Below are 12,061 nucleotides of genomic sequence, written 5' to 3'. Positions count from 1 at the left end.
ATCAAGTATTGGCATGATGAGGTGTTTGTTTTTTCACGATGATAACAAATAAACTTGCCAATGCACAGAACATCCCTGCAAGGAAAAAGGCCCAAGTATATGAATTGAAAAACTTATAGATAAGGCCACCACCATAAGCTGCAACTGCTGCCCCTGCTTGATGTGATGCGAAAATCCACCCATAAATAATGCCACTTTTATTTGTTCCAAAAATTTGTCTAGAAATACTTATCGTTGGAGGCACTGTTGCAATCCAATCTAATCCATAAAAAATTGTAAAGATTGTCAGTAAAGTGAGCGACCCTTGCATTAATGCATACGGGAGTAAAATCAGAGACGTTCCTCTTAAAAGGTAATACCAAAACAATAACCATCGATTATCAAAACGGTCAGACAGCCACCCTGATAAAGTAGTGCCTACGAGATTAAACACTCCCATAAAAGAAAGGAAGGATGCAGCGGTTACTAAAGGGATACCAAAGCTAATACAATAAGAAACAAAATGAGTACCAACTAACCCACTAGTTGAAAGTCCACAAATGAAAAAACTTCCCGCTAATAACCAAAACTCTTTCTTCTTTATAGCTTCAAATAAACCATTAAACGCAATACTAATCGGATTTTTCTTATGATTCTCCTGTTGCATTTCTAGATTTTCTTCCATTCCATAAGGAAGAATTCCAATATCCTGTGGTTTATTTTTAATAAATATAGAAATAGTGATGAACATAACCATACTTAAAATGAGAATTAATCCAATCGCCCATCGCCAAGAATAATGCTCAATAATAATTGCCAATATAGGAAGGAGAATTAACTGCCCTGTTGCAGTACTTGCCGTTAAAATCCCTACTGCCAACCCTCTACTTTTCACAAACCAATGATTGGCTACATAAGGACTTAACACCGTTAAAAAGAGACTTGCTCCTAAGCCAATAATACAACCCCATATAATGATTAATTGCCATGATTGTGTCATAAAAAGCGTAAGCATCATGCCTATGAATAATGTAGCCATCGCTCCAAGCATCATTTTCTTTAAACCAACTACTTCTAGTAATGCCGCCATAAATGGACCTGAAAAACCATATAAAAATAGACTCACTGCAAAAGCTAAAGCTATTAAAGATCGATCCCAATTAAATTCTTTTTCAAAGGAGTCTATAAATACCCCTGATGATGACATTGTAATCCCTGCAACAATAATTGAGAAAAAGGTTACGACTAAAATAAACCAGCTATAATGAATACGCTTCATCTGAACACCTTCATTTCTTAATTGATTTTTTAAATACTCTTTAATGAAAAAGATTACAGCTCAATATATGTATATGCATACATCACTGGAGTAAATCCCTTTCAAAAACATGTATATACATATATAATCTTAGTAATCGCTTTTATTACTGTCAAGAAACATTTTCCACCTTAACAAAATAAATCAATAAGGCTACTATAATATTGAACCAACTCGAAAAGGAGTACGGAGCAATGAAGAATATAGATTACACACAAATATGTGTATGTGCAAACCTTCGTAAAAAAACACGAGTCGTGACACAATTGTATGATAAATTACTACAGCCCACTGGCTTAAAAGTTACACAATACTCAATGCTAGCAAATATCGATCATCAACAATCAGTTTCCATAAGTCGACTAGGAGAAATTTTGCTGCTCGATCAAACAACTATTACACGCAATATTAACTTGTTAAAGCAAAATGGCTATGTGGATTTAAATAGAGATCCGCAAGATGCTCGAACAAAGGTCATTACACTAACTGAAAAAGGGGCTGAAAAATTAAATGAGGCTGCTCCAATTTGGCAAGATATTCAAGAAAAAATTATCAATGATATTGGCTTAGAAAAATACAATGATTTTTATGAAACATTGAAAACTATGCAAAAAATAATTCAATCTTATGAAGAAGAATAAATAAACGGACCTAAACAAAAGAATCCATTTTGAAAATGATTGATCAAAATGGATTCTTAAAGTTGTTCTAGAGTTTTTATGCCAATGAAATTAAGTAAGTATGGCTCTTCGGCAAAACGAGAGTTGATTTCCGTTCCGACTGAGCGCTTTGTTGCTGTCGCTTCGCTTTCGCACAGATAAAACATTTGTTGCTGTCGCTTTGCTTTCGCTACAGAAAACATTTGTTGCTGTCGCTTCGCTTTCGCACAGATAAAACATTTGTTGCTGTCGCTTTGCTTTCGCTACAGAAAACATTTGTTGCTGTCGCTTCGCTTTCGCACAGATAAAACATTTGTTGCTGTCGCTTTGCTTTCGCTACAGAAAACATTTGTCGCTGACGCTTCGCTTTCGCTACAAAAAACATTTGTTGCTGTCGCTTCGCTTTCGCGCAGAGCAAAGCTTCCTGGGGGCGTCCGATGAGCCGCTTGGGCCAACAGGTGTTTTTTGCGCGAAAGCGAAGTGCTAACGTAGCCGCAGCAAAAGGGGTTCATTCTGAACACCTGCTGGATTACCGCCAAATTTTATCTCTGTAAAAGCATCAATTACATAATATGACAAAGCTAACTCTCCCTTACTTTAGAATTTAAATTGTTACTAATACCTTACTATATCGATTAATCTATATATAAATAAAAAAACGCCACAAAAATGTGACGTTTTCATATTATTGAAGTACGTTATGCCGATGATTTTAAGGTGCCATATTAAATAAATTATGGCTCTCCTGAAAACGAAGGGTTGATTTCTGTTCCATCTGAGCACTTTCCTGTGAGGTGTTCAATCTCCACTACAATCAACTAATTCGTTTAGCAAGTATCCAATAGTTATTAATATTCAATAAGTGTTTTTATGTTAATGTCGCCAAGTTTTGCACGTCCGTTTAGCTCTGTTAACTCGATAAGGAATGCACAGCCAACAACTTGACCACCTAATTCTTCAATTAAACGTACAGTCGCTTCAACTGTACCACCTGTCGCAAGTAAATCATCACAGATTAATACTTTTTGACCTGGTTTAATTGCATCTTTGTGCATTGTTAGCGTATCTTTACCGTACTCAAGACCGTAGTCAGCACTTATCACTTCACGTGGTAATTTTCCTGGCTTACGAACAGGCGCAAAACCAATTTCAAGTGCATAAGCAACTGGACATCCGATAATGAAGCCACGAGCCTCAGGACCTACCACAATTTCTGCACCTAATTCTTTTGCGTAACTTACGATTTGATCTGTTGCATATTTATATGCAGCACCGTTATCCATAATTGTTGTAATATCTTTGAAGCTAATGCCCTCTTTCGGCCAGTTTTCAACCGTTGTTACGTATTGCTTTAAATCCATGTTATTGTTCCTCCTACGAAACTTATTCGTATATTAATTTAATCGTTCATCAAACCATTGTTTTAATTCTATATAAGGGGCATATACTAGCTTCTGCTCCATTTCAATCTGTTCTGAACGCTGTTTGTAAGACGGTGCCTCTGTAAGTGCCTGTTTTGGTGCATTCACGTTGACAGTCGTCAGTCCACTCTCCATTTTAACAAAATCAAGCTCAAAAAACACCTGTGTCATAAATTTTAATGCATCTAATGGCCAACCTGTATGCTTAGCTAATTCAGCCAAATGCATATTTAATGGAAAAGCAGGACGATTTTTTAAGAACTTATAATACCAAGAGAATTGCTCACGTGTAGGCAATCCATTGAAGTACTGAGAATCAGGCATGTAAAAATGTGCATATATACGGGAAGGCGCTGTTTTTCGCAAGACATTTTCTAACATTTGAACATTTTGTGGCAAATCCAGAAGCACGATATAATTGCTTTGTTCTACATTTGAAAGTGTAGGATCCACTGCTAGGATTGGTACACCAATTAGTGACTGGTAATAGGTAATCGACTCTGAACGGAAGGCTATAAATGTTGCCTCTTCTTTTGGAACCGTATTTAACCAGCGGGATGTTTGGCGAATACCACGAATATCAAATAATTGCCATTCAGTCGTTTGGACATCCTCTATCATAAATTGTGCTTTTTTACGTCCTTGCCATTCGTTAATTTGTAAATCCCCTGTAAATGATACTTTTATTCCATATGTTAACTCGTCGTGTAAATGTCCTTTATTGAATCCGACACTATCCAATTTTTCATAGCCATCCGTCAATTCCATTTTTATATGATTTTCTGCTGCTCCAATTTTCCGCATGGATGCTATCTCTACATCTTCAAGCACATAAACCGGCTTCCGAAAATCTGTACCATACGGACCAAGCGTAGAAATTTCCTCAATGGCATCTGCTGAAATTTCATCCATTTTTAGTGGTATATCAATATTGAGTACAGGTGTCAATTGTTCTTCTGATAAACATGCTTTTGCTTGAGCATCTAAGCGTGATCTTAATTCATCCACATGCTCAATGGGTAATGTCATCCCCGCTGCCATAGGATGCCCACCAAAATGGGGTAATATATCTCGATTCTTCGCTAATTCATTATACAAATGGAAGCCTTCAATACTACGAGCTGAGCCTTTAGCTGTTCCTTTTTCATGGTCTAATGAAAGTACAATTGTTGGACGATAATAAAGCTCTACAAGACGAGATGCAACAATTCCTACTACTCCAGCATTCCAGCCTTCTCCAGCAATAACTAAAACGAGTGACTCTCCGACCTTTTTATCTGATTCAATGAGAGCAATTGCCTCATCTGTAATACTCTTTACAATATCTTTGCGTTCGCTATTACACGCATTAAGCTGCTTCGCTAATGCTATTGCCTTAGCATTATCTTCAGCCATTAATAGCTCTACACCTGGCGCCGCTTCTCCTAGACGGCCAACTGCATTTAAGCGCGGCCCAAAGTAAAAACCGATTGTTTCTTCGTTAATTTTAGCTTGCTCTGCACTGGCCACTTCACACATTGCTTGTACCCAAGGGCTGAGTGAACGGCGCATTTCTTCTATACCTCGTTTTACTAAGTAGCGGTTTTCATCAACTAAAGGTACTAAATCCGCTACTGTTCCAACAGCGACATATTCAATTAAATGCGTTGGTAGTTCTCCATATAGAGCATGTGCTAACTTAAAGGCTACACCCACGCCTGCAAGCTCGCCAAATGGATAATGTCCTTCTGGGATACGAGGATGTAAAATAATATCTGCAGGTGGTAATTCATCGCCTGGTTCATGGTGATCTGTAACAATAACATCCATACCTAGTTCCTTTGCGACACGAATCGGTTCCATGCCTGAAATACCATTATCAACTGTTATAATTAGCTGAACACCCTCTTCATGTGCTTCACGAAATAGCTCTTCATTCGGTCCATAGCCGTGAATAAAACGATTCGGTATTTTAAACGATACATCGGCACCGAGATCAAGCAACACATTCAGCATTACTGTCGTGCTTGAGACACCATCCGCGTCGTAATCGCCAAATACAAGGATTTTCTCACCGTTTTCAAGCGCTTGCTCAATACGCGCTACAGCTTCTGCCATTCCATGCATTAAAAACGGGTCATGAATACTTGCTTCTGTCATATTTAATAAGCTCTCTGCGTCAGCTGTTGTTTCGCAGCCTCGTGCTGCTAAAATTTTCGCTGCAATCGCAGAAAGTTGTAGGTCATTTTGTAATGTTTGGACAAGCTTAGCGTCTGGGCGCTCTACCTGCCATCTCTTTTTCGATAGGATCATCTTTTCACTTCCTTACGTAGGCTATTATACAGAAAATCTAGCCTATCCGCACTATTTGACAGAATGATAGTTTTATCCATCAGATCGTCAATTCAATCCTTATGTTTTTCTAACTACCCGAAGGATAGAACCGGCCAAGTGACGGAAAGAGATCAACGTAACGGATAGAAGAGCCGAAGTCGTGGTTAGAACGGTCAGAGTCATGGATAGTACAGCCGTAGTCGCGGATAGAACCGTCAAAGCCTTGGATATCAGTCTCAAAAGAAAAAAGCCTACTCCGTTAAAGAGTAGACTTCTGAAACACACCTTATCAATTATGCCTCGGCATAATTGCGTCCGGAATCGGCTTTGTGCTTAGGCCTGCGAGAGGGCCGAAACGATGTCGGTCATTTCGGTAATGCCACAGGACGTGGCGTTTTTACCGATGCAGGTCAGTTAGCCGTTATCGCATGGATGCGATGATTTTAGGCTAACATCCTTTATTGAACTCCATTCCGATTCCGTGACATCCGCCGGAGGCTTAAATTTCTTTCAGCGGATGTTTGGACACCCGCTGAAAGAAGTTGAAGCAAACACTAATGCCTCAATCTTCTCCAAATTATCTTCATGCAATGCTGTCACGATCGCACTGCCAACGATTACACCATCACTTAGTGCCCCCATGCTTACTACTTGCTCGGGCGTTGAAATTCCAAAGCCAGCTAGTACTGGTATATTGCTTGCTTCACGTAAGCGAGCAAAATGATCATTTAAATCATTAGCAAAGCTTGTGCGAGCACCTGTGATTCCATTGACTGTTACAGCATAGACAAAGCCTTGACTAGCGGCCGCGATACGTTCAATTCGCGCTGGAGGACTTGTTAACGATACTAGCTGGATGATGTCGATACCATGGGGATTTAATGTGTCACGTAAGATTTCACTTTCCTCAAGTGGTACATCAGGAACGATTAACCCTTTAACACCCCCTGCCACGCAAGCCTTCGCAAAAGCTTCTAACCCAAAAGCTAACACAGGATTAAAATAAGTCATGACAACTAACGGAACTCTGATTTCTTCTTTAAATGAAGCTAATGCTTCTAGCACTTTTCGTAATGTCACACCTTCTGCTAATGCCCGTTCACCTGCTTGCTCAATCGTCGGCCCATCCGCTACAGGATCTGTGAATGGTATACCAACTTCAATTGCCGTTACACCCATTTGCTGTAGCTTCAGGATCGTTGGCTTCAAAGTTTCCAGACCTCCATCGCCTGCCATAATATATGGTACAAATGCTTTATTACCAGCGATCTTCGTTTCTTCAATTGCCTGCTGTAGAGTTATCATGACATATCTCCTCCTAATGCTTTACGAACAGTATGAACATCTTTATCCCCACGGCCAGATAAGCACACAACAATGATGTCATCTGTAGCCATTGTCTTCGCAAGTTTTGCTGTATAGGCAATGGCATGAGAGCTTTCTAGTGCGGGTAGTATACCTTCTGTTCTACACAGTAATTGCAAGCCCTCAAGTGCTTCACTATCTGTAATCGAATCGAATTTAACACGCCCAATATCATGTAAATAACAATGCTCTGGGCCCTTCCCTGGATAATCCAGACCAGCTGAAATAGAATGCGCTTCTTGTACAAAGCCATTTTCATCTTGTAATAAATACATGTAGGCACCGTGTAAAACGCCTAGCTGTCCACCGGCAATTGCTGCTGCATGCTTCCCTGTCTCAATGCCACTACCTGCAGCCTCTACTCCGTAAAGCGCTACAGTTTCATCGTCGACAAAAGGATGGAACATACCGATTGCATTACTACCACCACCTATACAAGCTACGACTGCATCTGGTAAACATCCTTCCTTAGCTAAGATCTGCTCTCTAGTTTCAACACCAATTACACGCTGGAAATCTCTTACGATTTTCGGGAATGGATGTGGTCCTAAAGCTGAGCCTAAAATATAATGAGTATCGTCAACATTTGTCACCCAGTAGCGCAGTGCTGCATTGACAGCATCCTTCAATGTTTTTGAACCTGTTTCTACAGACTCTACTTTTGTACCGAGTAACTCCATACGAAAGACATTCAATTGTTGGCGTTTTATATCCTCTGCGCCCATAAATACAACACACTCAAGATTCAATAATGCGCATGCAGTTGCCGTTGCGACTCCATGCTGCCCTGCTCCTGTTTCTGCCACTACTTTCTTTTTACCCATTCGTTTTGCAAGAAGCGCTTGACCAATCGCATTATTAATCTTATGGGCTCCAGTATGATTTAAATCTTCACGCTTTAAATAAACCTTCGCGCCGCCTAGCTCTTTTGTTAAATTTTCTGCGAAATATAATGGCGTCTCGCGACCTACATATTGTTGTAAATAATATTCCAGTTCCTCAGTAAATGTTTGATCATTCATTGCCTCATCATAGGCCGTCTCTAATTCCAACAAAGCTGTCATTAATGTTTCCGGAACAAATTGTCCACCAAATTTTCCGTAACGCCCTTCCTTTGTCGGTACACTATTTGCAATTGAATTCGCCATTATGCTCTCCCCTTCTTCAATGCCTGTATAAATGCGTTTATTTTCACTATGTCTTTTACACCATCTGTCTCCACACCACTCGATACATCTGCCATAAATGGCGACACAAGTGACACTGCTTCTTCAATATTTTCAGCTTGCAATCCGCCTGCTAAAATTAATTTTTCTCGCGGAATCCCTACCATTTCTAGCAGGGTCCAATCAAACGTGTGACCACTGCCACCTTTAAAATCTGTGCCAGGTGCATCAAATAAGTAGTAGTCTACATCATAGTTAGCAGCCATCTGAACATCTTCAGCACCTCTTACGGACAAAGCTTTAATGGCCGGATAACCTTGCTGACGAATAAACTCCGGAGATTCTTCCCCGTGGTATTGCACATAATCTAATGGCACTTCTTCTACTGCTGTGCGTAATTCCTCTGCGCTTGGATTAACAAAAACACCGATTTTTAAAACGCCATCTGGCACATGTTTGGCTAATTGCTGTGCCTGTTCAACCGTCACTCGTCGTTTACTTGGTGCAAAGACAAAACCAATTGCATCCGCTCCTGCCTCTACTGCTGCCTGCACATGCTGTTGTTCCTTCAGTCCACAAATTTTTACCTTCGTCATACAGATGCCTCCACCTTATTGACTTGTAAACTTTTTAGAGCAGAACCTGCATCACCACTGCGCATTAATGACTCACCTACAAGAACGCCACTAGCTCCCATGGAAGTCACCGCTTTAGCGTCTTCTTGTGTCCAAATCCCACTTTCACTTATTAATACTTTATCTTCATCAAACGGAAAAGCTTCTGCAATTTCACGTGTACGTTCTAAGCTCACCTCAAAGGTACGTAAGTCGCGGTTATTAACGCCAATCAGCTTGGCACCAACCGTAATAGCACGCTCAAGCTCCTCAAGATCATGTACCTCAACTAATACCTCTAAATTTAAGCCAGTTGCATAACTAAACAGATCACGTAATGCCTCATCTGTTAATGCGGCCACAATTAGTAAAATAATTGATGCACCTGATGCCTTTGCAAATCGAATTTGTACGCGATCAATCATAAAATCCTTACAAAGAAGTGGCGTCTGAACAGCATTTGCAACTGCTGCTAAATCATCAAAGGAGCCTTTAAAAAACTTTTTATCTGTTAAAACGGAAATGGCTGCTGCTCCTGCTTCCGCGTAAGTTATTGCTTGTGCCACTGGATCTGCACCTTCTGCGATTAACCCTTTTGAAGGGGATGCACGTTTCATTTCTGAGATAACCTGTAATGTTTCAGCTTTACGCAATTGCACAAATAATGATGGACGCGGTTTTTCTGTAAAATTAGCTAATGGGTCAGGCTGTTCAAGTAAAGCACTAACTTCTATCTTTTTTTGTTCGAGAATTTTGTTTAAGATATTCATTGTCGGACCTCCACTCCTTTAATATGCTCACTATAAGCAACGACTGCCTCTAATTTTTGAAGGGCACGCCCGCTAAAAATACTGTCCTTCGCCATTTCTACACCCTCTTTAACGGTTTCAGCAATTCCATAGCTGAACAATCCAATACCAGCATTCAATATTACTGTGTCAAAGTAAGCACTTTGCTTACCAGCTAATAATTTACGCATAATAGCGGCATTTTCATCTGCATTGCCTCCATGAATAGCCTCTATTGGTGCATAGCTGAGACCCGCTTCCTCAGGAGTTAAAGAAAAAGGAACCAAGTCTCCCTTATCTACTAAGACAAAAGTATTTTGACCAGCTAACGATGCCTCATCTAAACCTAGTGGACCAGAAACGACCATTGCTCGTTCACGCCCGAGCATTTGTAATACGGAAGCATACTCCATGACAAAATTAGGACGATTAATACCTGTAAATTGTGTCGATAAAGGCACTGGATTCGTAAGAGGACCGACAAGATTAAATATAGTTGGCTTACCTAATGCCCGTCGCACCTCGCCGATTCGCTTTAATTTCGGATGGACATTCGGAGCATATAAAAAGGCTATTCCTTCTTTCTCTAACAGCTCGACAGTTTGCTCAATGGAAATATTCGTATGAATACCGAGTGCTTCCAATACATCAGAGCTCCCTGATGCCGAAGAAATTTTGCGATTGCCGTGCTTCGCCATTTTGACACCTGCCCCCGCTAATACAAAGGCGCAAGCCGTACTTATATTAAATGTATTAAGACCATCGCCACCAGTACCGCAATTATCCATATAGATCCCTTCTTTTGCTGGTACGTCTAATGCAAACGAACGCATAATGGTAGCTAATGCTGCAACTTCATGTGCTGTTTCACCTTTGACAGATAATGCCGTTAAAAAGCTTGCGATTTCTTCCTTCGGTGAGTCATCTTGGAACATCCATGTTGCTGCCTGTAGCATTTCCTCATACATTAAATGCTCTCGTTGTTGTACTTTTTGACGAATATCTTCCATTAGTGTGAACCTCCTTCTTTTTCAAGTAGCTGTAAAAATTCCTGTTTGTCCTCTTCTACTTGTTTTATCATTGCTTTGACATTTGTGTATTTTGTCATCGTTAAAGTTGATTGCATATGCATCGTTTCATTTTCAATGACAATGGATTTTCCTGTTAAAGCAAAATCAAGATGACCGTTAAAACCGATAAATCCAAGGGCTCCTCCAAATATCCCAGCAGTTTGACTAGATTTTTCTAAATAGTCCTTTGCCTGATCCTTTGGAATACCTGTTGATGCAAAAGGTGGTAACATCGCTGCTAATACATCCAATGCATGAAGCATCGGTAATATTTGACCCTCGACTCTCGATGTCATGTGTAATGCATGCTTTGAACGCTCAATCCTCATTGCCTCAATGACTTGAATGGTATCTCGGAAGCATACAGACTGTAGCTCTTGTTGCACGGTAGAAACAAGTACAGCATGTGACTTCCTAATATTTGTGTTTTCATACAGCTTTCGTTCATGTTCTAAATCTTCACCTTTTGTGGAACCCCTAGGAAATGTACCCTCAGTTGGTGTCGCAATCACTCGTTCACCTTTTACTCTAATTAGGCTTTCAGGAGATGTTCCTAAAACAACATGATCCTCAAACTCTACATAATACATATAAGGAGCAGGATGTTTTTTACGCAATTGACGATATAAAGCGAAAGCATCTCCTTGTAAATTTGCTAAAAAACACTTTGATAAAACGACTCTTGTAATATCTTCATCTAAAGTAGCTTTGATAGATGTAAGAGAATCTGCAAATTGTTCGTTCGTAGTCGATTCAAAAAGTTCATAGTTACAAGTTGTATCTTCATCCTCTCTGCCTTTTAGAAGTTGCTCTGCTAACTCTTCTAAATTTGGTTCTTTTTTTTCTGCATCAATATTCGTATGAATCAAAGTAACCTCATCTGTTACATGATCAAACACAATGACTGTCTCATATACATGGAAATGTACATCTGGTAGTTGCACTTTATCCTGAGCAGTTGATAATATCGTTGTGGTACCATGACCAACATATCCAATAGCTCCACCTGAAAACGGGAATTGTGTCGTATTGGATATGCGTGGCATTAATCTTTTCAATAAAACAAACATATCGCCCTTATGTGTATATGTGTTTCCAGTCGTATATGAATATTCATGAATCTCATCTCCAAAGCCTTTATACGTTTTTCTTGGATTAGCACCGATAAAAGAAAAACGTCCTGCTCCCTCATGCTGTGCTGAACTCTCAAGTAAAAATTTATGATTTCCTTGTAGGCGTCTAAAAATTAAAATCGGTGTTAAAGAATCAGCATTAATGGTTTTCATTTTTGTTCTTGAACTAGTCGATTGCATAATTACCAAGCTCCTTTTCTTAAAAATCCATTACCATTGGACTTATAAATGTTTA

The 12,061-nt window shown here is 39.7% G+C and carries 12 protein-coding genes; 1 reads left to right on the top strand and 11 read right to left on the bottom strand.

Annotated elements, in window-relative coordinates:
- Position 1: 1 nt before the first annotated feature.
- Complete coding sequence (locus ACZ11_RS16895) at positions 2-1,258, bottom strand: MFS transporter (protein ID WP_049667693.1); 1,257 nt, start codon at positions 1,256-1,258, stop codon at positions 2-4.
- Between the two features lie 233 nt (positions 1,259-1,491).
- Between ACZ11_RS16895 and ACZ11_RS16890 the strand changes: the two genes are divergently transcribed.
- Positions 1,492-1,938, top strand: coding sequence for a MarR family winged helix-turn-helix transcriptional regulator (locus tag ACZ11_RS16890; RefSeq protein WP_049667692.1), 447 nt, complete (start codon positions 1,492-1,494; stop codon positions 1,936-1,938).
- Between the two features lie 56 nt (positions 1,939-1,994).
- On the opposite strand, the gene ACZ11_RS26395 is transcribed toward ACZ11_RS16890, so the two are convergent.
- From ACZ11_RS26395 to ACZ11_RS16845, 10 genes are all read right to left on the bottom strand, one after another.
- Positions 1,995-2,159 (bottom strand): hypothetical protein, encoded by a 165-nt coding sequence (locus ACZ11_RS26395; protein ID WP_161804476.1) that lies wholly within the window; start codon positions 2,157-2,159, stop codon positions 1,995-1,997.
- A complete protein-coding gene (locus ACZ11_RS16885; protein WP_049667691.1) occupies positions 2,147-2,374 on the bottom strand; it encodes a hypothetical protein in 228 nt (75 codons plus the stop codon). The genes ACZ11_RS26395 and ACZ11_RS16885 overlap by 13 nt, the downstream gene beginning before the upstream one ends.
- Positions 2,375-2,804: 430 nt before the next feature.
- Positions 2,805-3,317 carry an adenine phosphoribosyltransferase gene (locus tag ACZ11_RS16880; RefSeq protein ID WP_049667690.1) on the bottom strand — a complete coding sequence of 171 codons (513 nt, stop codon included), beginning with the start codon at positions 3,315-3,317 and terminating at the stop codon, positions 2,805-2,807.
- 33 nt (positions 3,318-3,350) lie between these two features.
- Positions 3,351-5,669 (bottom strand): single-stranded-DNA-specific exonuclease RecJ, encoded by a 2,319-nt coding sequence (gene recJ / locus ACZ11_RS16875; protein WP_049667689.1) that lies wholly within the window; start codon positions 5,667-5,669, stop codon positions 3,351-3,353.
- Positions 5,670-6,200: 531 nt separating this feature from the next.
- Complete coding sequence (trpA, locus tag ACZ11_RS16870; protein WP_049667688.1) at positions 6,201-6,995, bottom strand: tryptophan synthase subunit alpha; 795 nt, start codon at positions 6,993-6,995, stop codon at positions 6,201-6,203.
- Positions 6,992-8,203 carry a tryptophan synthase subunit beta gene (trpB, locus tag ACZ11_RS16865; RefSeq protein WP_049667687.1) on the bottom strand — a complete coding sequence of 404 codons (1,212 nt, stop codon included), beginning with the start codon at positions 8,201-8,203 and terminating at the stop codon, positions 6,992-6,994. Before trpB ends, trpA begins: the two co-directional genes overlap by 4 nt.
- Positions 8,203-8,817: a phosphoribosylanthranilate isomerase gene (locus ACZ11_RS16860; protein ID WP_049667686.1), complete on the bottom strand. Its 615-nt coding sequence runs from the start codon at positions 8,815-8,817 to the stop codon at positions 8,203-8,205. The genes trpB and ACZ11_RS16860 overlap by 1 nt, the downstream gene beginning before the upstream one ends.
- Positions 8,814-9,605 carry an indole-3-glycerol phosphate synthase TrpC gene (gene trpC, locus ACZ11_RS16855; protein WP_049667685.1) on the bottom strand — a complete coding sequence of 264 codons (792 nt, stop codon included), beginning with the start codon at positions 9,603-9,605 and terminating at the stop codon, positions 8,814-8,816. Before trpC ends, ACZ11_RS16860 begins: the two co-directional genes overlap by 4 nt.
- Entirely contained in the window at positions 9,602-10,633 is a 1,032-nt protein-coding gene (gene trpD, locus ACZ11_RS16850; RefSeq protein WP_049667684.1) for an anthranilate phosphoribosyltransferase, read from the bottom strand. Before trpD ends, trpC begins: the two co-directional genes overlap by 4 nt.
- The gene (locus ACZ11_RS16845; protein ID WP_049667683.1) at positions 10,633-12,006 is read right to left on the bottom strand and encodes a chorismate-binding protein; all 1,374 of its coding nucleotides are present in this window, start codon (positions 12,004-12,006) and stop codon (positions 10,633-10,635) included. Before ACZ11_RS16845 ends, trpD begins: the two co-directional genes overlap by 1 nt.
- Between the last annotated feature and the right edge of the window lie 55 nt (positions 12,007-12,061).

Source organism: Lysinibacillus xylanilyticus, assembly GCF_001183605.1.
Classification (GTDB): domain Bacteria; phylum Bacillota; class Bacilli; order Bacillales_A; family Planococcaceae; genus Lysinibacillus; species Lysinibacillus xylanilyticus.
Note: the sequence above shows the minus strand (reverse complement) of the source record. Positions and strands in the feature narration are given on the sequence as shown.